This window comes from Nonomuraea salmonea, from assembly GCF_042428605.1.
GTDB lineage: Bacteria > Actinomycetota > Actinomycetes > Streptosporangiales > Streptosporangiaceae > Nonomuraea > Nonomuraea salmonea.
Genome location: NZ_JBHMCF010000047.1, coordinates 18,255 through 39,295, shown reverse-complemented (window position 1 = coordinate 39,295; position 21,041 = coordinate 18,255). Strand labels below are relative to the sequence as shown.

Here is a 21,041-nt window from a genome sequence, read left to right as displayed (position 1 = left end):
TGACCATACCGCCACTCAGAGCGATTGGCGAGCCCTTCTTTGACCCAGCTGCCCGCCCCCGTGGCCATGTCACGCTCGGTGATTCTAGCGACACGGTTCGTGGTATCGCAGTGAAAACGGCAAACTACTCAGTTCGCAGAAGAGAGCAGCCGCGAGACGTGACCTACTCATGCAGGTCAGACGGCCGTATTGGGGCTCAGTTGGCAGATTCCAGCAGTTGCATTGACTTCCACCGCAGGATGACCCTCTGGTACATGGCGTAGGCAAGTTCTTCTTGACCCGTGTCCAGTCCCGTCAAAGCGGCAGAAAGCTCCGCAACCGACTGGTCGGCCTGCAGCGCGTCGTCGTCCATCAGGTGGACGAGACCGCCGTAGTCGAGCTCGACGAGGGAGTGCGGGTGGAACTCCTCCAGCCACCTGGCGATGTCCTCGACCTCGAGATTGGCCGCCGCGTCGCCCAGATGCCGGCGCAGCACGTTGAGTGCGCGGGCCGCCCGCCTCCTGGCCTGGGCCATGGAGGTGACGTAGATGAGGTTACGGCCCGTAGCGGTCGTCACGTCCTGTCCCGGGTTGGCGGAGCCGAGCACCAGCCAGCGCTCGTTCCCATCAAACGGCACGAACCACGACGGCGGCACATGCCACGCCGTGGTGCGGATGTGGGTGCGCAACGCGGCCGAACCGGCCTTCCTCTTGTACCGGTCGAAGTCGTCGGCCGTCTGGTCGGCGATCGCCTTCGGCACGAGATGGTCCATGATCTTTTGAGGTGTGGTGCCACGAAGCCGTGAGAACGCCAGCCACGAGCGCAGACGCGTCTGCCAAGGACAGACATAGAGACGGTCCTCAACGCGCCGGAGATAGGCGTTGGGGCTCTCCTGGGCGGGAACGGGTTGAGGGGGCGTGCCGAGCAGACGCATGACCGACTCGCCATGCTCCGCATTGAGCGCGTTCGCGCGGCGCGGGCGGTCACGTGAGTCGGCGTAGTCGGCCCACACCTTGCGCTCGGACTCGGCGAACGCGGTCAGTGGCTCATAGACACGGAGGTAGGCGGCATAGGGCAGCACGGAGGCATCGTGTCACGAAGCGAACCTGCGTGCACCGTCGTGTCCCTTACTACTCTGTGAGGTGATCTCCGCCGCAAAGGAGCGGTGGACCGGACAGGGAGTCACTACCGTGACCGACGTCTTCGGAGCGTCCCACAAGGACGTCCACGAGCAGGTCGTCTTCTGCGCCGACGAGCAGAGCGGCCTGCGTGCCATCATCGCCATCCACAACACGGCCCTGGGCCCTGCCCTCGGGGGCACGCGGTTCTACCCGTACGGCAGCGAGCAGGAGGCCCTGGCCGACGTGCTCAACCTCGCCAAGGGCATGGCCTACAAGAACGCGCTGGCCGGCCTCGACCTGGGCGGGGGCAAGGCCGTCATCATCGGCGACCCGGCCCGCGACAAGAGCGAGGCGCTGCTGCGCGCGTACGGCAGGTTCGTCCAGTCGCTCGGCGGGCGCTACATCACCGCCTGCGACGTGGGCACCTACAGCGAGGACATGGACATCGTCGCCCGCGAGTGCCGCTTCGTCACCGGGCGCACGGTGGCCCACGGCGGCGCCGGCGACTCGTCGATCCTCACCGCCTTCGGCGTGTTCCAGGGCATGCGCGCCTCCGCCGAGCGGGTCTACGGCACGCCGTCGCTGCGCGGCAGGCGGGTCGGCGTCGAGGGGGTCGGCAAGGTGGGCCACCGCCTGGTCGAGCTGCTGCGCGAGGACGGCGCCGAGGTCGTGATCTGCGACGTCTCGCCCCAGGCGATCGAGCGGGTGCGGCTGCGTCACCCCGAGGTCGGCGTGGTCGCCGACGCGCGGGCGCTCATGACCTCCGACATCGACGTGTTCGCGCCCTGCGCGCTGGGCGGCGCGCTCGACGACGACTCGGTGGCCTCGCTGCGGGCCAAGATCGTGTGCGGCGCGGCCAACAACCAGCTCGCCCATCCCGGCGTCGAGAAGCAACTCGCCGAACGCGGCATCCTCTACGCGCCCGACTACGTCGTCAACTCCGGCGGCGTGATCCAGGTCGCCGACGAGATCGGCGGCTTCGACATGGAACGCGCCAGGTCGAAGGCGGCCCAGATCTACGACACGACTCTGAAGATCTTCGCGATCGCGGCCGAGGAGGGCGTTCCTCCCGCCGTGGCAGCGGATAGGCTGGCCGAGCGCAGAATGTCGGAAGTCGGGCGGATTCGGGCCATTTGGCTGGGCCACTGACGCCCCGCGCCCATACGACGTACCGAGCTGGGCACAAAACAGGTACGGTAATAGGCGAACGATAGGCTGACGCCCAAAGTCAGGCGGCGTCAGTGAGTGGTGCGTTAGCGACGAGGGGTCGGGGACGACCCCACACGAGGGGGTCGAGCCAATGGGGCGCGGCCGAGCAAAGGCCAAGCAGGTCAAGGTTGCTCGCCAGCTGAAGTACAACAGCGGTGGCACGGATCTTGACCGTCTTCGCGACGAACTCGGGGTCGGAGACTCCAGCCGCAATGACGACGCCGACGACCTCAACGATGAGCTGGCTGATCGCTATGCCGATTACGCCGATGACTATGGCGCCGGAGACGACGACGATGGCCGTACGTCCGGCCGCCGATAGCCGTTCTCCTGGTTGCTGCGACCGGTTGGATTGACCGGTTGATGTGATCGAGGGCCCGGCGTGGGCACGCCGGATTCTCGCTCACGCTCGTCGGGCCCCACGGGTGACCGTGGGGCTTTCGTCACGTTCTTCAGCACAATGGCCCGGCCGTTCCACGGCCGGGCCATCTGTGTGTGGTCAGCGGTAGCGGGCCTGCCCGCCACCCGGCACGACCTCGCCCAGCACCCAGGCGTCGAGACCGCGCCCGGCCAGCAGCCCGATCGCCGCGTCGGCCGCGCCGGCCGGGACGATCGCGGCCATGCCGACGCCGAGGTTGAACGTCCTGTCCATGTCCTGCTGGGCGATGCGGCCGTGGCCCGCCAGCACACCGAAGATCGCCGGAGGCGTCCACGACGAGCGGTCGAGCACCGCGTCGAGGTGCCCCGGCAGCGAGCGGGCCAGGTTGCCCTCGATGCCGCCGCCGGTGATGTGCGCGTACGCGTGCACCTCAACCTGCCTGGCCAGCTCCAGGCAGTCGAGCGCGTAGATGCGGGTGGGCTCCAGCAGCTCCTCGCCGAGCGGCCGGCCCAGCTCGGGCAGGACCGCGTCGAGCGACAGGTCCGCCTCGCGCAGCACGTGGCGTACGAGGGAGTAGCCGTTGGAGTGCACCCCCGACGACGCCAGCCCCAGCACCACATCGCCCGCCTCGACCCGGTCGGGGCCGAGCAGCGCGTCGGCCTCGACGACGCCGGTGCCGGCGCCCGCGAGGTCGTACTCGTCGGGGCCCATCGCGCCGGGGTGCTCTGCCGTCTCGCCGCCCACCAGCGCAGCCCCGGCGAGCCGGCAGCCCTCCGCCACGCCGCCGACGATCTCGGCGATGCGCTCGGGCACCACCTTGCCGCAGGCCACGTAGTCGGTCATGAACAGCGGCTCGGCCCCGCACACCACCAGGTCGTCGAGGACCATGCCGACCAGGTCGATGCCGATCGTGTCGTGCTTGCCGTAACGCTGGGCGAGCATCACCTTGGTGCCGACGCCGTCGGTGGACGACGCCAGCAGCGGCCGCTTGTAGCGCAGCAGCGCCGAGGCGTCGAAGAGACCGGCGAAGCCGCTCGCGTCGTCGACCACCTCGGGCCGCCGCGAGCGCGCCACCTTGTCCTTCATCAGCGCGACGGCCCGCTCGCCCGCCTCGATGTCGACGCCCGCCGCCTCGTACGTACTCACGCCTTGCTCTCCAACACGAACTTGCCCACGTTGTCCTGGTCGATCGGGATCGGGTACTCGCCCGTGAAGCAGGCCCGGCAGAGCCGGTCGGACGGGATGGTGGTGGCCTTGGTCAGCCCCTCCAGGGAGATGTAGCCGAGCGAGTCGGCGCCCAGCGAGGCCCTGATCTCCTCCACCGTCAGCGAGCCCGCGATCAGCTCCGCCCTGGTGGCGAAGTCGATGCCGTAGAAGCACGGCCAGGCCACCGGCGGCGACGAGATGCGGACGTGCACCTCGCGCGCCCCCGCCTCGCGCAGCATCCTGACGATGGCCCGCTGGGTGTTGCCGCGCACGATCGAGTCGTCCACGACGACCAGCCGCTTGCCCTCGACGACCTCGCGCAGCGGGTTGAGCTTGAGCCTGATGCCGAGCTGGCGGATGGTCTGGGAGGGCTGGATGAACGTGCGGCCCACGTAGGAGTTCTTCACCAGGCCCTGGCCGTAGGGGATGCCGCTCTCCTCGGCGTAGCCGACCGCCGCCGGCGTGCCCGACTCGGGGGTCGGGATGACCAGGTCGGCCTCCACCGGGTGCTCCCTGGCCAGCACGCGGCCCACCTCGACCCGGGTCACCTGCACCCCGCGACCGGCGATCGTGGTGTCGGGGCGGGCGAGGTAGACGTACTCGAACAGGCAGCCCTTCGGCTCGGCGAGCGCGAAGCGGCGGGACCTGACGCCGCGCTCGTCGATCGTCAGCAGCTCGCCCGGCTCGATCTCGCGGACGAACGTCGCGCCCACGATGTCGAGGGCCGCCGTCTCCGAGGCCACCACCCAGCCGCGCTCCAGGCGGCCGAGCACCATCGGGCGGATGCCCTGCGGGTCGCGGGCCGCGTAAAGCGTGCGCTCGTCCATGAAGACCAGCGAGTAGGCGCCCTTGACCTGCGGGAGCAGCTCGGCCGCCGCGTCCTCGACGGACCTGCTGCGGTCCTGCGCGAGCAGGGTCGTCAGGACCTCGGTGTCGGTGGTGGCGCGCGTGGAGCCGGGAGCCAGGCGCTGCGCCAGCTCAGGGGTGTTGATCAGGTTGCCGTTGTGGGCCAGCGCGAGGCCGCCCTCCTCGGTGGAGCTCAGCGTGGGTTGCGCGTTCTCCCACACGCTGGAGCCGGTCGTGGAGTAGCGGCAGTGTCCGATGGCCAGGTGGCCGCGCAGGGTGCTGAGCACCGACTCGTCGAAGACCTGGGCCACCAGGCCCATGTCCTTGTAGACGAGAATGCGGCTGCCCTCGCTGACCGCGATGCCCGCGGACTCCTGTCCGCGGTGCTGCAACGCGTACAGCCCGTAGTAGGTGAGTTTGGAAACTTCCTCGCCCGGAGCCCAGACGCCGAAGACGCCACAGGCGTCTTTAGGTGCGCGGTCGTGGGGGTCCAGGTCATGGCCGAGCCGGCCGTCGCCCTTCAGCACATGCCTCAGTCTAGGTTGGGCGCTTCCGTGCTCGCACACCTGGGGGTGAATCTGCGGGCATGCGTTGACCTGGCCCCATTCGCACCGTGCTCCGGTACGGTCACGCGCTCGCCACTCGGCCGTTCCTTACTCGTTCCCTGACGTTTTGTCACACGGTGACCCAGAGATGAGGATCCTCTTACCGTGTCGTGCGGTTTAGCGGGCGCTCTCCGCGAAAGGGTGAACTATCCGGCATGCAGACCCGTCGGGAGACGCAGACGTGACCACACCTGGGGACCCCAACGAGCCCCGCCCGGGGCAGGACCAGCGTCCAGAGCACGAGCAGGAATCAGAGTGGTGGAGCGAGGGCACCGTGCCGGACGACCGGTCCGACGAGGAGCCTGAGCGCCCGGGCGAGGAGCCTGGGCGGCCGGGTGAGGAGCCACGGCCCGGGGCGGAGCCCAGGGAGCCGGGGGACGAGCCGATCGCGCCGGCGCCGCCCGTGGTGCCACCGCCCGACGTGCCGCCGACGCACGAGCCCAGACCGTCCGGGCAGCCGTCCCATCCCGACCTGCCGACCGCCCCCGAGACGCCGCAGCCGACCGGCGCGGGTCCGTCCGAGACATCGCGGCCCGGCGGCGGTGAGGAGCCGTCAGGGACGTTGCGTCCGGTCGGCGGGGAGCCGCCGAGCGCTCCTTCCGAGACCTCGCAGCCCGTGCGGCGGGACGTGGAGGAGACGCAGGTGTTCCCGATCCCCGGGGCGACGCCCACCTACCCGGGGTGGGGCCGGGAGCCGGAGGAGGGTGAGCCGCCGGGCAGGCAGCAGCCCTCACGCTACGAGCAGGGCGACCAGCCGCACTTCGCGCCGCCGGGCGAGAGCTCGCGCTGGGAGGGCGGCCAGGCGGGCGCGCCGCCGCCGGGAGGAGGAGCAGCCGGCACGCCGCCGCACGCGGCGGGGGAGTACCGCGGCGACCAGCCGCACCCGGGCGAGCAGCAGGAGCGGCGCGACCAGGCGTACCGGCAGGACGAGGACCAGACGATCCCGGGGACGACGCCCTCCAGCCCGTACGGCGGCCCGCCCGGCTACCCGCCGCCCCCGCCCCCAGGCACGCCCTACGGCCCCTCAGGCGGCCAGTACGGCCAGTACGGCCCGTACCAGCAGCCCCGCCCTGGCAGCGGCCTGGCGACGGCCTCGCTCGTGCTGGGCGTGGCGAGCCCGTTCCTGGTGTTCGTCTGCTTCACGGGCCTGATCACCGCCATCCTGTCGATCATCTTCGGCTGCGTGGCCCTGGCCAAGCGGGTGGGCAAGGGCCGCGCGATCGCCGGCATCGTGATCAGCGCGCTGTCGCTGGTCCTGTTCGCGATCGTGGCGATCTGGTTCTGGAACGTCGTGCAGGAGTGCGCCCAGCTGCCGAGCCCGATGGCGGACCGGTGCTTCGAGTCGAAGTTCCCGTGGATGAGCGGCACCAGGTAGGGGCTACAGCGGCAGGTGGGCCGAGAGGTCGGCGCGGGAGCCGCTGGCGGAGATGGCGCCCTTGGTGACCGCTTCGTCCCAGGTGAGGCGCCCGAGCGCGAGCTCGATCCAGGTGCGTCCGTCCATCTCGACGACGTTGGGCGGGGTGCCGCGCGTGTGGCGGGGCCCCGCGACGGCCTGGACGGCGGCGTACGGCGGCACGCGCACCTCGACGGTGCGGCCCGGCGCGGCGGTGGCGAGCTTGTCGAGCAGGTGACGCACGGCCTGCCTGGCGGCGTCGCGTTCCGGCCGCAGCCCGCGGTCGTAGGCGGCGAGCACGGCGGCGACGAGCGCGTCGGCGAGCGCGGAGGCGGGGCCGTCGTAGGGGGGCTCGTCGAGGGCGACGAGCTGGCCGTCTAGGGCGGCTCTCAGCTTTTCCTGGTCCAGCTTGCGTGGAGGCACCTGACCATTGTCTCCCTGCCAGCGTTCATCGGGATGGAGGTCGTCGTTCACCTGCGGTTTCGACGGCGCCCGTAGCCTCCCCGCCGTACAACTGCGCTTTTTCCTGGAGGACCTGTGGCGAACCCCAACGCGGGAGGCCGGCTGCTACCGCTGCTGTCCACCCCGCACAAAGGTGGCCGTTCCGCGCTGACCTGTCAGTTCCGCTGCGGCAACGCGTGCGCTCACGACGTGGCCAACACCACGGACAACGCCTACTTCGGCGACGTGGTGAAGGAGGCCCTGTCGCGCCGCGGCGTGCTGCGGGCGGGCGCGCTCGGCGCGCTGGTCGCGGGTGCGGGCCTCGCGGGGGCGGCGCCGGCGCTCGCGGACGGGCAGGCGGCGCCGACGGCGGCCCGTCCCGGCAGGCCGGGCGGCGGCCGTTCCGACCTGCGCTTCACCCCGGTGCCGCCCAATAAGGAGGACGCGCTGCGCGTCCCCGACGGCTACAAGTCCTCGGTGGTCGTGCGCTGGGGCGACCCGGTGCTGCCGGACGCGCCCGCGTTCGACTTCGACGGCCAGACGCCTGAGGCGCAGAGCAAGCAGTTCGGCTACAACTGCGACTACGTGACGCTGTTCCCCATGGGCGACGACCGGGCGCTGATGTGGGTCAACCACGAGTACACCGACGAAAACCTCATGTTCCGCGGCTACACGGGCGGCGCGGAGGCGACCGAGGAGCAGATCAGGATCGGGCTGGCCGCGCACGGCGGCTCGGTCGTGGAGATCGAGCGGGCCGGCGGCAGCGGCCAGTGGAAGCTGGTCACCAAGGGGCGCCGCCGCTACAACCGGCGGATCACGGCGCAGACCAAGATGCGCTTCACCGGCCCCGCGGCCGGTCACGAGCTGCTGCGCACGGCCGCCGACCCGAAGGGCCGCACGCCCGTCGGCATGCTGAACAACTGCTCGGGCGGCACCACGCCGTGGAAGACGGTGCTGACCGCCGAGGAGAACATCGACCAGTACTTCGTCAACGGCGACAAGGTGCCGGCGGCGCAGAAGCCGTACATCGAGCGCTACACGATCACGACGGGCGTGCCCGAGGAGAGCCGCCGCTTCGACCGGGTGGAGGAGCGCTTCGACCTGGCCAAGCACCCGCACGAGGCCAACCGCTTCGGGTGGATCGTGGAGATCGACCCGTTCGACCCCGACTCCACGCCGGTCAAACGCACAGCGCTCGGCCGGTTCAAGCACGAGGCGGCGACGACCACGCTGTCCCGTGACGGCCACCTGGTCGTCTACATGGGGGACGACTCGCGGTTCGAGTACGTCTACAAGTTCGTCTCCAAGGACCGCTACCAGCCGGGCAACGACCGGCACAACCGCTCGCTGCTGGACGAGGGCACCCTGTACGTCGCCAAGTTCACCGGCGACAGCCCCAAGAAGGAGATCGACGGGTCGGGCAAGCTGCCGAAGGACAAGGAGTTCGACGGCTCGGGCGAGTGGATCCCGCTGGTGTCGGGCGACCGGTCGTACGTGAAGGGCATGTCGGCGGCCGAGGTGCTGGTCTACACGCGGGTCGCGGCCGACAAGGTCGGCGCCACGAAGATGGACCGCCCTGAGGACATCGAGCGCAACCCGGTCACCGGCGGTGTGTTCGTGGCGCTGACCAACAACACCAACCGCACCCCCGCCCAGGTGGACGAGGCCAACCCGCGTCCGTCGAACAAGCACGGCCACGTGCTGGAGATCACCGAGCGCCGCGACGACGCGGGCGCGCGGCGCTTCGCCTGGTCGCTGGTGCTGGTCTGCGGCGACCCGAAGGACGCCACGACCTACTTCGCCGGGTACGACAAGAGCAAGGTCTCGCCGATCTCCTGCCCGGACAACGTGACGTTCGACAAGGACGGCAACCTGTGGATCTCCACGGACGGCAACGAACTGGGCTCCAACGACGGCCTGTTCGTGATGCCGGTCGAGGGTAAGGAGCGGGGCCACCTGCGCCAGTTCCTGACGGTCCCGGTGGGTGCGGAGACCTGCGGCCCGCTGGTGACGAGCGACCAGCGCAGCGTGTTCGTGGCGGTGCAGCACCCGGGCGAGATCGACGGCGCCACGCCGGACAACCCGGGCAGCCGCTGGCCCGACGGCGACCAGCCGCGTCCTGCGGTGGCGGTGGTCTGGCACGGCAAGGGCAAGAAGATCGGCAGTTGACCTCAAGTTAAGTCGAGGTCGTACTGTCCATGTCATGAGCATGGAGATGACCGCCTGGCACCAGCTTTACTCGATGAACAACCAGCAGGAGCGTCGTCCGCTGTCGCGGGCGACGCTCCGCCGCATCGCCGGGTTCGCCCGTCCCCACCGCCCTAAGATCACGCTGTTCCTGCTGCTCAGCGTGGTGCTGGCGGGCCTCGCCGTGGGCTCTCCGCTGCTCGCGGGCCGGGTGGTGGACGCCATCTTCAACGGCGAACCGCTCGGCGTGGTCGTCACGGTGGCGCTGCTGATCGCGGGGCTGGCGATCGCGGAGGCCGGGCTGGGGCTGCTCAACCGGTGGTTCTCGGCGGGGCTCGGCGAGGACCTCATCCTCGACCTGCGTACGGCCGTCTTCGACCACGTCCAGAAGATGCCGATCGCGTTCTTCACGAGGACCCGCACCGGCGCCCTGGTCAGCCGCCTGAACAACGACGTGATCGGCGCGCAGCGGGCCTTCACCGACACGCTGTCCGGCGTGGTGGGCAACCTGGTCACGCTGGTGCTGACGCTGGTCGCGATGATCGGCATCTCGTGGCAGATCACCCTGCTCGCGCTGGTGCTCCTGCCCGTCTTCATGCTGCCGGCCCGGCGGATGGGCGGCAGGATCGCCCGGCTGCGGCGCGAGGCGGCCGACCACAACGCCGCCATGGGCACGCAGATGACCGAGCGGTTCTCGGCGCCGGGCGCGACGCTGATCAAGCTGTTCGGCCGGCCCGCCCACGAGTCGGCCGAGTTCGCGGGCAGGGCCCGCAGGGTGCGCGACATCGGCGTGCGCACCGCCATGACGCAGACCGTGTTCGTCACGGCGCTGACCCTGGTCTCGGCGCTGGCCCTGGCCCTCGTGTACGGCCTCGGCGGCTTCTACGCCCTGCGCGGCCAGCTCGCCCCCGGCGCGGTCGTGGCGATGGCCATGCTCCTCACCCGCCTGTACGCCCCCCTGACCGCGCTGGCCAGCGCCCGCGTGGACGTCATGAGCGCGGTCGTCAGCTTCGAGCGCGTCTTCGAGGTGCTCGACCTCAAGCCGCTCATCCAGGAGCGCCCCGGCGCCCGCGAGGTGCCGGAAGGACCGGTCTCGGTGGAGTTCGACGACGTGCGCTTCTCCTACCCCTCGGCCGACAAGGTCTCGCTGGCCTCGCTTGAGGAGGTGGCCGTGCTCGACTCGCGCGGCGGCGAGGAGGTGCTGCACGGGGTGTCGTTCCGCGCCGAGCCAGGGCAGATGGTGGCGCTGGTCGGCTCGTCCGGCGCGGGCAAGTCCACGATCGCGCAGCTGCTGCCCCGCCTGTACGACGTCGACTCGGGCGCCGTACGGCTCGGCGGGGTGGACGTGCGCGACCTGACCGCCGACACGATCCGCGACACGCTCGGCATGGTCACCCAGGACGGCCACCTCTTCCACGAGACCATCCGCGCCAACCTGCTGCTGGCCAGGCCGGAGGCGGGCGAGGACGAGCTGTGGGACGCGCTGACCCGCGCCCGCCTGGCCACGCTCATCCAGTCGCTGCCCGACGGCCTCGACACGGTGGTGGGCGAGCGCGGCTACCGCCTGTCGGGCGGCGAGCGCCAGCGGCTCACGATCGCCAGGCTGCTGCTGGCCAGGCCGCGCGTGGTGATCCTGGACGAGGCCACGGCGGCGCTCGACTCGACCTCGGAGGCGGCGGTGCAGGCGGCCCTGGGTGAGGCGCTGGAGGGCAGGACCGCCGTGGTGATCGCGCACCGGCTGTCCACCGTGCGGGCGGCCGACCTGATCCTGGTCATCGAGGACGGCCGCGTGGTCGAGCGCGGCACGCACGCCGAGCTGCTCGCGGCGGGCGGCCGCTACGAGGAGCTCTACCGCACCCAGTTCGAGGACCCGACGGCGGCGGAGGCGGCCGCCTGACCCCTCCTCGGGGCGGCGGCCGGAGGTTACAGTCGCGATCATGGCCTTCGAACTGATCTGTGAGATCGAACCACCCACCCGCCCCGACCTGAAGCACGTCAGGCACCAGATCGGCACGTTGAGCACCATCGCGAGCGCCTTCCTCATCCCCGACAACCACATCGGCCGGGCCACCGTGTCGAGCGTGGCCGTGGCGCACGAGGTCGAGGCGATGGGCGGGCGGGGCATCGCGTGCCTCAACTCGCGCGACCGCAACCTGCTCGGCTTCCGCCGCGACCTGCTGACTGCCGCCGCGTACGGGGTCGAGCGGTTCCTGTTCGTCTACGGCGACAAACCCACCAGCGGCAACCGCACCAGCGACCTGACCGTGCGCTCGATGATCGAGGAGGCGCGGGCGTTCTCGCCCGGCTTCCACGTGGGCGCCGCCGCCGCGCTGCGCCCGCTGCCGGCCTGGAAGCGTACCGCCGACTTCCTGTTCTCCCAGGTCAGCTTCTCGGTGGAGGCCCAGTTGCGCTGGCGCGACGAGCACCCGTCCGACGTGCCGGTCTACGCCGGCGTGATGGTGCTGGCCAGCGAGCGGCACGCCCGCACGCTGGCCGCGGCCATCCCCGACATCGCGATCCCCGACGAGCTCGTGGCCGCGGTGGCCGCCGATCGGGCGGCGGGCGTCGAGGCGGCGTGCGAGCAGGTGCTGGCGTTGCGCGACAGCGGGGCGTTCGCCGGGGTGCACCTCATCCCGGTCGCCCGTTACCGTCAGGTCGAGGCGCGGCTGGCCGGCGCGCTCTGAGGCCGCGCCAGAGCCGCCAGCACCGCTCCCGCCAGGGCCACGGCGAAGAGCACCGCGTACGCCCGCTGGAAGCCGTCCATGAGCTGCCCCACGGCCACCGGTGAGAGCGTGGAGAGCGTGCCCGCGTAGACCTGGGCACGCAGCTCCGGCCCCACCGAGGCGGTCAGCACGGTGAGCGACAGGCCGACGCTGATCACGATGCCGACGTTCATCACCATCACCCGCAGCCCGTTGACCACGCCCAGGCTCCCGGCCGGCAGCGCGGTCATCACCTGCGTGGTGTTGCCGGTGAGGAACGTTCCGCTGCCGCAGCCGGCCACGAACAGCCCGATGCCGATCACCCAGTACGGCGTGCCGGCCCCCGCCGTCACCATCAGCGTGCCCAGTCCGGCCGCGCTCAGCAGCGCGCCCCCGATGGACAGCGCGTACGGCGACACCCGCCGCCCCAGCATGCCCACGATCGGCGAGGCCAGCCCGATCCCCACCGGCACGGGCAGCACGCTCAGCCCCGCCTCGAACGCGCCCACGCCGCGCGCCGCCTGGAAGTACAGCGCCACGACCAGGATCAGCGCGGAGCGGGCCAGCGCGTTGCAGAACGAGGCCAGGTTCGCGCACGCCAGCAGCCGCCCGCCGAACAACCGCAGATCCAGCACCGGGTTCGCGGAGCGCCGCTCGGCCACCACGATCAGCGGCACCGCCACGACGAACACGGCCACCCCGACGATCACGACCGGGCTGCCCGGCCCCCGCGACCCCGCCTCCGACAGCGCCAGCAGCAGCGCCGACAGGGCGGCGAACACCAGCACGTTGCCCAGCGCGTCCACCGGCTGCCTGGGCCGCCGCGGCATCCTGCGTAAGATCGCCGCGCCGACGCCGAGCGCGAGCAGCCCGGCGGGCACGTTCACCCAGAAGATCCACTGCCAGCCGGCCGTCTCCGCGATGAGACCGCCCACGGTCGGCCCGGCGAGCTGGGCGACCGACATCGTGCCGATGTAGACGCCCATGCCCTGACTGAGCCGCTCGGGCGGGAACGCGTCGGTGATGATCACCGTGCCGTTCGCCAGGATCATGGCCGCGCCGACCGCCTGTAACACCCGCATCGCGATCAGGAACCCGACGCTCGGCGACAGGCCCGCCAGCAGCGAGGCCAGCGTGAACAGCGCGAACCCGGCCAGATAGACCTCACGCCGGCCCAGCAGGTCGGCCACCCGGCCGAAGAACACCAGGCTCGCGGTGTTGACCAGCAGGAACGCCAGCAGGATCCAGCCCGACTCCAGCGGGCCCGCCTGGAAGTGCCGCACGACCGCGGGCAGCGCCACGTTCAGCGTGCTGCCGGCGATGCCGATGAGGACCAGGCCCAGGCTGGTGACCGCGCAGACCCGCCAGGCGTAGCGCAGGCGGGTGGCGTCGTGGGGGGTGACCGCGACCATGACCTCCATCATGACGTACGACGTACGTCACGGAATGTGGTCATCTGGCGCGCTTGCGCAGTCCCTCCAGGTCGTGGATGACCACACGCCGCCGGCCGGTCTCGATGAGCCCGCGGTCGCGCAGCGTGCGCAGCGCCTTGCTGACGGCCTCGCGGGAGGCGCCGGTCCAGCCGGCCAGCTCGTCCTGCGAGAGCGGCAGCGCCACCCGCACGCCCGTGGTGGTCTTCTCGCCGTAGCGCTCGGCCAGCTCCAGCAGGCGGGTGGCGACCCGGCCCGTGGTGTCGAAGGCGCCGTACTCGATGCGCTTCCTGTCGGAGTCGCGCAGCTTGGCGGTGACCTGCTGCATGAGCAGCACCGCGATGCGGCCGTGCGACTCCAGGAACGTGGCGAAGTCGCGGACCACGATGCCGGAGATCGGCTCCAGCGCGGTGACCGTGGTCGAGCGGGACGAGCCGTCGATGGCCGTCAGCTCGCCGATGAGCGCGCCGGGGCCGCGTACGGCCAGCACCACCTCGGTGCCCGCGCTCGTGTGGGACGAGCACTTGACCCGGCCGTCCAGCAGCACCAGGACCCAGTCGGACGTGTCGCCCTCGGTCATGATGGTCGTGCCGCGATCCCACCGCCGCAGGCGGCCGGCCGCTTTCAGCGACTCGACCTCCTCATTGGTCAGCAGGGTGAGGAACTCGCCAGGTTCTGGGGCCATGCGCCCGATTATGGCGGCAACGCAACCCTGGTTCCTATTCCAAATCCGTCAGAACGTACGCGGTGACCGGCTCCTCCTTGCCCTTGAGGTTGAGCGCGCCCAGGGAATTCACCGTCACGTCATCCCCGAGCTGCCGATACGTCGTCTCGCCGATGACCACCGTGCCGGGCTCCGCGATCGCCTGGAGGCGGGCGGCCACGTTGACGCAGTCGCCCATCGCGTTGAAGCCGCGCAGCTCGGGGCTGCCGATGTTGCCCACCAGCGCGGGCCCGGTGTTGACGCCCACCCGGAACGTCGGCCACTCCACCTCGTCGGAGCGCTGCCAGGCCATCTCCTCGGCCACCTCGGCGGCGGCCCGCTGCATCTCCAGCGCCGCCTTGCAGGCCGCCCGCGCGTGCCCCGTCTGCGTGGCAGGCGCGTTGAACAGCGCCAGCAGCGCGTCGCCGACGAACTGCACGATCGTGCCGCCGTTGTTCAGGATGCAGGGGACGGCCGCCGTGTGGTAGCGGTTGAGCATCTCGACGATCTCGCCCGGCGTCACCTTCTCCGAGAACGTCGTGAAGCCCTTGAGGTCGGCGAAGAGCGCGGTCAGCTCCTTCACCTCGCCGCCCAGCGCCGCCTGCCCCGGATCGGCGAGCAGCGCGTGCGCCACGTCCGGCGACATGTACTGGTGGAAGAGCGTGTGCAGCTCCTGGTAGAGCCGGGCGTTCTCCAGCGAGATCGACAGCTGCCCGGCCAGCGTCGCGGCCAGCGCCTCGTCCTGGCTCGTCCGCCCGATCGGCACCTCCAGCACGCCCGCCAGGTTGCCCTTGACCGTCAGCGGGAAGGCCAGCAGCCCGTCACGCCTGATCGGGTCGTCACCCACGAACGCGTAGTCGCGCGAGCCCACCTGCGTCTTGCCCTCGGCCACCAGCGCGATCTTCACATCCCCGTACGCCTGCCGCACCCGCTCGAGCGACGTCGTCAGCAGCTGGTCCTCCGGCAGGCCCACCCGCGTCTGCACGCTCACCGCCACCAGCGCCGACAGCCGCTCCGACAGCTCGCGCTCCTCGGCCAGCGCCCGTCCTGCCCGGTCGAGCACCGCCGCCTGGCCCTCGTTGAGCCGGAACTTGCCCGACATCCGGGTCGCGGCCAGCGGCTCGCCCTTGCGTACGTGCTCGACCAGCTCCTCCAGCGCCTGGTCGTAGTCGCGCTTGATGCGGGCCACGGTCGCCGACAGCGCCACCGAGTCGAACAGCCCCGCGCTCGACCCCTCGCGCCTGAACTGCAGGTAGGCGCTGTAGGCGACGAACATGAAGGCCAGGGTCAGCAGCAGGTGCCACTCCCACCACGACAGGTGCCAGTTGAGCTGCGACATGCCGGCCACCATCGACTCGGCCAGCAGCGCGTACGCGGTGAGCAGGCTGATCAGCATCGCCGACGGGCGGCGCCTGTGCAGCAGGAACATCATCACGCCGGCCGCGCCGTACAGCAGCAGGCCCGGGATCGACGCCCAGACCAGCCAGTCGATCGGCGAGACCTCGGGCGGCTCGCTCAGCGCGGTCAGGCCGGGCACCAGCGACACCACGCCCCACAGCACCATGGCGCCGAGTAGCGCGCCCCTGATGAAGTGCTGCCAGGACAGCACGACCTTCGCCACCCGCTCGCCCAGCGGCAGCGCCGAGACGAACGCGAACACCGCCGCGATCGACAGCCCGACCTGCTGGCCCGCGTCGAAGCCCACCGAGCCGCCGGGCAGGATGACCTTGGGGGTGGCCAGGCCGTGCAGGAAGAAGAAGCCGGCGTTGGTCACGAAGACCATGGAGACGAGGAACAGGCGGGCGTCGGCGCGCCGCCGCGACGCCTCGCTGATGAGCACGCCGAGCACGAGGTTGACGCCGGCGACCAGGATGATCAGCCAGAAGTGGCTCGGGTTGTGCTGCCACGGGATGTTGATGTGGTCGTTGGCCAGCAGCAGCCAGAGGCCCAGCATGGGCAGCGCCAGGTGGATCCCCCAGACCACGCCGCGAACGGGCTGGGTGGCCGGTGGGAGGTACGTGGGACCAGGGGTTGACACAGACCGATTATCCACGGGCGATCGCTGTCGCGACTGCGTCGTTTTACTCACCCACGTCATCGACAATCCGTCAGCGCCGTCAGTAACCCTCTGTTTCGTGATAAATGCGTTACGTAGTCACGGTCATCCTTTGGAACGTTTGAGGCGTGAATCTCTTGCATCACACGCGCAACACTCGACCCTCTGGAGGGGCATCGTGGCTATCAAGGTTCGTCGTGGGGGCACGCTGACACTTGCCACCGCCGGGGCGCTGGCCGCCTCGCTCCTGGCCGCGGGAGGCGTCGCCACCGCGTCGTCCGCGGCCTCCGCCGTCTCGGCCGGCGCCGCGGCGGGAACGGTGCACGCCTGCGTTCACAAGAAGTCGCGGTACGTCCGCATCGTCAACGTCACGGCCAAGTGCCGTAAGACCGAGCAGCGGATGGTCATCGGGGGCGGCGGCACGTCCACCACCACCGTCGAGACCGGCCCGCAGGGGCCCGCGGGTCCGGCCGGCCCTGCCGGTCCCCAGGGCCCGAAGGGCGACCGCGGTCCGCAGGGCCGCCACGGCATCCAGGGCAAGCAGGGCGCGACCGGCCCCGCCGGCCCCCAGGGCCCCCAGGGCCCGAAGGGCGAGCAGGGGGAGCAGGGCGAGCAGGGCCCGAAGGGTGAGCAGGGCCCGAAGGGTGAGCAGGGTCCCAAGGGTGAGCAGGGCGCTCCCGGCAAGCCCGGCACCCCCGGCCCCAAGGGCCCGAAGGGCGACACCGGCCCGCGCGGCCCCGCGGGCCCCCAGGGCCCGAAGGGCGAGCCCGGCACCGGCGCGAACCTGAGCACCTACATCGTCTCGGAGCGCTTCTCCGGCTCCAGTGGCAGCGCGAAGTGCAAGGCGGGCGACCTGGTGACCGGCGGCGGCTTCCAGGTGGACTCCCGCTCCCAGGTGACGAGCAGCATGCCGTCCGGCAACGGCTGGTCGGTCAGCGCCGCCAAGAACGACATGAAGACCGCCGAGGTCTCCAGCCAGGGCCTCGGCGGCGGCAGCGGCAGCGGCGGCACGGTCTACGCCGTCTGCCTGAAGAAGTAAGGCTTCCGCACAACGACGAGCGCCCGGAGAACCGAGGCCGGAAGGAAGGGGCCGCCACGTGCAGGTCACGTGCCGGTTAACGGCCACGGCAATCCAGGGCGCACCACCCATCCAGCCCGGCGGATGAAAGGCGCGTGCCGGCCGTTCGGTGGGTGATTGTGCGGAAAGGGCCGGTACGGGTGATCCCGTACCGGCCCTGAGAAACTCGCGTCAGCCGAACAGCGCCGGCAGGGCGGCGGTGTGGGTGGTGCGGAGTTCTTCCACCGGGACCTCGAAGACGTCCTTGACGACCAGGGACGAGCCGCCGGTCGTGCCCAGGCCGTAGCAGGGGACGTCGTGGCGGCCGCACAGGGAGGCCAGCTCGTCGTAGGCCTCGGCGCTCACCACCACGAGCGCCCGAGCCGCCGACTCGCTGAACAGGTCGGTGAAGGCGTCGCCGGTCAGTTCGACGGTCGCCCCGACGCCCTTCGCCAGGCAAGACTCGGCGAGCGCGATCGCGAGCCCGCCGTCGGACAGGTCGTGGGAGCCCGCGAGCAGCCCGCGCCGAGCCGCCTCGACGAGGACGGTGCCGAGCGCCTGCTCCGCCTCCAGGTCGGCCTGCGGCGGCAGCCCGCCCAGGTGACCGTGGACGACGTGAGCCCACTCCGAGCCGCCGAACTCCTCGCGGGTGTCACCGAGCAGCACGACCCGCAGCCCTTCGGCGACGAACCCGGTCGGGACCCGCTTGGCGACGTCGTCGATGACGCCGAGCACGCCCACCACCGGCGTCGGGTGGATGGCGGTGGAGCCGGTCTGGTTGTAGAAGGAGACGTTGCCGCCGGTCACCGGCACGCCGAGGGTCCGGCAGGCGTCGGCGAGCCCGCGCGTGGCCTCGGCGAACTGCCACATGACCTCGGGGTCCTCGGGGGAGCCGAAGTTGAGGCAGTTGGTGACGGCGAGCGGCTTCGCGCCGGTGACGGCGACGTTGCGGTACGCCTCGGCCAGCGCGAGCTGCGCCCCCGCGTAGGGGTCGAGCTTGGCGTAGCGGCCGTTGCCGTCGGTGGACAGCGCGATGCCTCTGGTGGTCGGCTCGGCGCCCGCGATGGCCTCGGAGATGCGCAGCATGCCCGCGTCGGCCGGCTGGGCCAGCACGGTGTTGGAGCGCACGTAGCGGTCGTACTGGCCGGTCACCCACTCCTTGGAGGCGAGGTTGGGCGAGCCGAGCAGCTTGAGCAGCGTCTGCCGCAGGTCGGCGGGCCGCTCCAGGCGATCGGGGGTGTCGGCGTTGAGCGCGGCCTGCCCGGCGGGCTCGTGGTAGGGCCGCTCGTAGACCGGCCCGTCGTCGGCGGCGGTGCCCGGCGGGATGTCCACGATGACCTCGCCGTCCCAGGTCATCACGAGCCGGCCGGTGTCGGTGACCTCGCCGATGACGGTGGCGGGGACGTCCCACTTCTGGCAGATCGCCATGAACGCGGGGATGTCGTCGGGCCGGACCACGGCCATCATGCGTTCCTGCGACTCGCTCATCAGGATCTCCTCGGGTCTGAGCGAGGGGTCGCGGAGCGGGACGAGGTTGAGGTCGACGGTCATGCCGCCGGTGCCCTTGGCGGCCAGCTCGGTGGTGGCGCAGGAGACGCCGGCCGCGCCGAGGTCCTGGATGCCGACGACGACGTCGGCGGCGTACAGCTCAAGGCAGCACTCGATGAGCAGCTTCTCCATGAACGGGTCGCCGACCTGCACGGCGGGCCGCTTGGCCTGCGACTCGTCCTCGAACGTGGCGCTGGCCAGCACCGACGCGCCGCCGATGCCGTCGGGGCCGGTGGAGGCGCCGAACAGCACGACCTTGTTGCCCGGCCCCGGCGCGGTGGCCAGCTTGATCTGGTCTTTGCGCAGCAGGCCCACGCACAGGGCGTTGACCAGCGGGTTGCCGAGGTAGCAGGGGTCGAAGGAGACCTCACCGCCGATGTTGGGCAGGCCGAGGCAGTTGCCGTAGCTGCTGATGCCCTCGACCACGCCGGGCAGCACCCGCCGGGTGTCGACCGCGTCGGCGGCGCCGAAGCGCAGCGCGTCCATGACCGCGATCGGGCGGGCGCCCATCGACATGATGTCGCGCACGATGCCGCCGACGCCCGTGGCCGCGCCCTGGTGCGGCTCGACGTAGGAGGGGTGGTTGTGCGACTCGATCTTGAACGTGGCCGCCCACCCGTCGCCGATGTCGACCACGCCGGCGTTCTCGCCCATGCCCACCAGCAGCGCCTCGGACTTGGGCGCCTTGGTGGCGAACTGCCGCAGGTGCACCTTGGACGACTTGTACGAGCAGTGCTCGGACCACATGACGCTGTAGATGGCCAGCTCGGAGCCGGTCGGACGGCGGCCCAGGATCTCTTTGACCCGGTCGTACTCGTCCTGCTTCATCCCCAGCTCGGCGAAGGGCATCGGCTCGTCGGGAGTCTCCGCCGCCCGCTGGACACTGTCTGTCATGCGTTCACCAGGTTCTTCAGGATGGAGGTGAAGATGCCGAGGCCGTCGGTGCTCGGGGCGCCGACGAGCTCCTCGACGGCGTGCTCGGGGTGCGGCATGAGGCCGACGACGTTGCCGGCCTCGTTGCGGATGCCGGCGATGTCGTTGAGCGAGCCGTTGGGGTTGCCGACGTAGCGGAAGACCACGTGGCCGCCCGACTCCAGCGCGGCGAGCGTGTCGTCGGAGGCGACGTAGCGGCCCTCGCCGTGCTTGATCGGCAGCACGATCTCCTGGCCGGCGGTGAAGCCGTTGGTCCACGCCGTCTGGGTCTGCTCGACCTTGAGCCGCTGGTCACGGCAGACGTAGTGGAGCGAGGCGTTGCGGGTGAGCGCGCCGGGCAGCAGGTGCGCCTCGCAGAGGATCTGGAACCCGTTGCAGGTGCCGATGACCGGCAGGCCCGCCTTCGCGGCGGGGACCAGCTCGTCCATGATCGGCGCGAAGCGGGAGATGGCGCCGCAGCGCAGGTAGTCGCCGTAGGAGAAGCCGCCGGGCAGGAAGACGGCGTCGACTCCCTTCAGGTCGTGGTCGGCGTGCCACAGCGGGACCGCCTCCGCGCCCACGAGGCGCACGGCTCTGGCTGCGTCCTGGTCGTCGAGAGTTCCTGGAAACGTGACAACGCCCACACGGGCAGCGCTCATGACAGTCGTCCCCTCCGGGTGAATGCGCGCGCCACCGTCCCATCGGGGTGGACGGCGGTATCACCAGGTTATCGGGTGCGCTCCGGTGGTCCGCATCGGCTCGGGACGCGGGACTGGCGCGGGCCTACACGACGGCTCATACGGCGGCGAGCTCGCGGGGACGGGCCTCGGCGGCGTCGTCGTCCCAGTCGAGCAGCTTGCGCAGGTGGACCGTGGTGCCCCGGCCCGGTGTGACGCCGAACGAGATCTCGTCGACGACGGAGCGCATGATCAGCAGGCCGCGGCCGTTCTCGGTGTCGGGAGGAGGAAAGTGCGAGGGCATGGTCGGCACGCCGTCGCCGTTGTCGGCCACGCGGACGTCGCACTGGCCGGCCCCGATGGCCGCCGTCACCTCGTAGCGGTTGGCCGGCCCTCCGTGCCGGACCGCGTTGGAGCACGCCTCGGACACGGCGAGCAGCATGTCGGCGATGCACGTCTCGCTCACGTTGAGTGAACGCATGGCATCGCCCAGCACTCGCCTGACCATCGGTATGCCGATCGCATCCCGAGGCAGTGCCAACGAGAACTCAATATCCACCGGACTCCTCCGGGCTCCGGAATGTCACCTG

General features: G+C 71.0%; 17 protein-coding genes. 7 read left to right on the top strand and 10 right to left on the bottom strand.

Features of this window, described 5'->3' with window-relative positions:
* Positions 1-196: 196 nt before the first annotated feature.
* Positions 197-1,060 carry a DUF8083 family protein gene (locus ACFFR3_RS43065; RefSeq protein ID WP_345391407.1) on the bottom strand — a complete coding sequence of 288 codons (864 nt, stop codon included), beginning with the start codon at positions 1,058-1,060 and terminating at the stop codon, positions 197-199.
* A 109-nt stretch (positions 1,061-1,169) separates the two neighbouring features.
* Here ACFFR3_RS43065 and ACFFR3_RS43060 point away from each other — a divergent pair, with 109 nt between their 5' ends.
* Positions 1,170-2,249: a Glu/Leu/Phe/Val family dehydrogenase gene (locus ACFFR3_RS43060; RefSeq protein ID WP_364384206.1), complete on the top strand. Its 1,080-nt coding sequence runs from the start codon at positions 1,170-1,172 to the stop codon at positions 2,247-2,249.
* Positions 2,250-2,400: 151 nt separating this feature from the next.
* Complete coding sequence (locus tag ACFFR3_RS43055) at positions 2,401-2,631, top strand: DUF3073 domain-containing protein (protein ID WP_080047438.1); 231 nt, start codon at positions 2,401-2,403, stop codon at positions 2,629-2,631.
* Between the two features lie 177 nt (positions 2,632-2,808).
* Here the strand turns inward: ACFFR3_RS43055 and purM are convergent, their stop codons facing one another.
* Both purM and purF read right to left on the bottom strand, forming a co-directional pair.
* On the bottom strand, positions 2,809-3,834 hold the full coding sequence (gene purM / locus ACFFR3_RS43050; protein ID WP_345391401.1) for a phosphoribosylformylglycinamidine cyclo-ligase: 1,026 nt from the start codon (positions 3,832-3,834) through the stop codon (positions 2,809-2,811).
* Positions 3,831-5,267 (bottom strand): amidophosphoribosyltransferase, encoded by a 1,437-nt coding sequence (gene purF / locus ACFFR3_RS43045; protein WP_364384210.1) that lies wholly within the window; start codon positions 5,265-5,267, stop codon positions 3,831-3,833. Before purF ends, purM begins: the two co-directional genes overlap by 4 nt.
* 259 nt (positions 5,268-5,526) lie before the next feature.
* Between purF and ACFFR3_RS43040 the strand changes: the two genes are divergently transcribed.
* A complete protein-coding gene (locus ACFFR3_RS43040) occupies positions 5,527-6,720 on the top strand; it encodes a DUF4190 domain-containing protein (RefSeq protein WP_379485018.1) in 1,194 nt (397 codons plus the stop codon).
* Between the two features lie 3 nt (positions 6,721-6,723).
* On the opposite strand, the gene ACFFR3_RS43035 is transcribed toward ACFFR3_RS43040, so the two are convergent.
* A complete protein-coding gene (locus ACFFR3_RS43035) occupies positions 6,724-7,161 on the bottom strand; it encodes a sterol carrier family protein (RefSeq protein ID WP_345391392.1) in 438 nt (145 codons plus the stop codon).
* Between the two features lie 114 nt (positions 7,162-7,275).
* On the opposite strand from ACFFR3_RS43035, the gene ACFFR3_RS43030 reads away from it, so the two are divergent.
* Genes ACFFR3_RS43030 through ACFFR3_RS43020 form a run of 3 tightly spaced genes read left to right on the top strand, consistent with a single transcriptional unit; the run spans position 7,276 to position 12,050 of the window.
* Positions 7,276-9,348 carry a PhoX family protein gene (locus ACFFR3_RS43030; RefSeq protein WP_345391389.1) on the top strand — a complete coding sequence of 691 codons (2,073 nt, stop codon included), beginning with the start codon at positions 7,276-7,278 and terminating at the stop codon, positions 9,346-9,348.
* A gap of 34 nt (positions 9,349-9,382) precedes the next feature.
* Positions 9,383-11,263, top strand: coding sequence for an ABC transporter ATP-binding protein (locus ACFFR3_RS43025; RefSeq protein WP_364385489.1), 1,881 nt, complete (start codon positions 9,383-9,385; stop codon positions 11,261-11,263).
* A 40-nt stretch (positions 11,264-11,303) separates the two neighbouring features.
* On the top strand, positions 11,304-12,050 hold the full coding sequence (locus ACFFR3_RS43020; RefSeq protein ID WP_345391386.1) for a methylenetetrahydrofolate reductase: 747 nt from the start codon (positions 11,304-11,306) through the stop codon (positions 12,048-12,050).
* Here the strand turns inward: ACFFR3_RS43020 and ACFFR3_RS43015 are convergent.
* Genes ACFFR3_RS43015 through ACFFR3_RS43005 form a run of 3 tightly spaced genes read right to left on the bottom strand, consistent with a single transcriptional unit; the run spans position 12,017 to position 16,239 of the window.
* Positions 12,017-13,480, bottom strand: a complete 1,464-nt coding sequence (locus tag ACFFR3_RS43015; RefSeq protein WP_364385492.1) for an MFS transporter — start codon at positions 13,478-13,480, stop codon at positions 12,017-12,019. The two genes, ACFFR3_RS43020 and ACFFR3_RS43015, sit on opposite strands and share 34 nt — an antisense overlap.
* A 40-nt stretch (positions 13,481-13,520) precedes the next feature.
* The gene (locus ACFFR3_RS43010; protein ID WP_345391380.1) at positions 13,521-14,183 is read right to left on the bottom strand and encodes a Crp/Fnr family transcriptional regulator; all 663 of its coding nucleotides are present in this window, start codon (positions 14,181-14,183) and stop codon (positions 13,521-13,523) included.
* 34 nt (positions 14,184-14,217) lie between these two features.
* Positions 14,218-16,239 carry an adenylate/guanylate cyclase domain-containing protein gene (locus tag ACFFR3_RS43005; protein ID WP_364385495.1) on the bottom strand — a complete coding sequence of 674 codons (2,022 nt, stop codon included), beginning with the start codon at positions 16,237-16,239 and terminating at the stop codon, positions 14,218-14,220.
* Between the two features lie 196 nt (positions 16,240-16,435).
* On the opposite strand from ACFFR3_RS43005, the gene ACFFR3_RS43000 reads away from it, so the two are divergent.
* Positions 16,436-17,296 carry a collagen-like domain-containing protein gene (locus ACFFR3_RS43000; protein ID WP_379485017.1) on the top strand — a complete coding sequence of 287 codons (861 nt, stop codon included), beginning with the start codon at positions 16,436-16,438 and terminating at the stop codon, positions 17,294-17,296.
* A 210-nt stretch (positions 17,297-17,506) separates the two neighbouring features.
* Here the strand turns inward: ACFFR3_RS43000 and purL are convergent, their stop codons facing one another.
* The 3 genes from purL to ACFFR3_RS42985 form a co-directional block, all read right to left on the bottom strand.
* Positions 17,507-19,756 (bottom strand): phosphoribosylformylglycinamidine synthase subunit PurL, encoded by a 2,250-nt coding sequence (purL, locus tag ACFFR3_RS42995; protein WP_379485016.1) that lies wholly within the window; start codon positions 19,754-19,756, stop codon positions 17,507-17,509.
* A complete protein-coding gene (gene purQ, locus ACFFR3_RS42990; protein WP_345391368.1) occupies positions 19,753-20,433 on the bottom strand; it encodes a phosphoribosylformylglycinamidine synthase subunit PurQ in 681 nt (226 codons plus the stop codon). The genes purL and purQ overlap by 4 nt, the downstream gene beginning before the upstream one ends.
* A 136-nt stretch (positions 20,434-20,569) precedes the next feature.
* Positions 20,570-20,959, bottom strand: coding sequence for an ATP-binding protein (locus ACFFR3_RS42985; protein ID WP_345391365.1), 390 nt, complete (start codon positions 20,957-20,959; stop codon positions 20,570-20,572).
* Between the last annotated feature and the right edge of the window lie 82 nt (positions 20,960-21,041).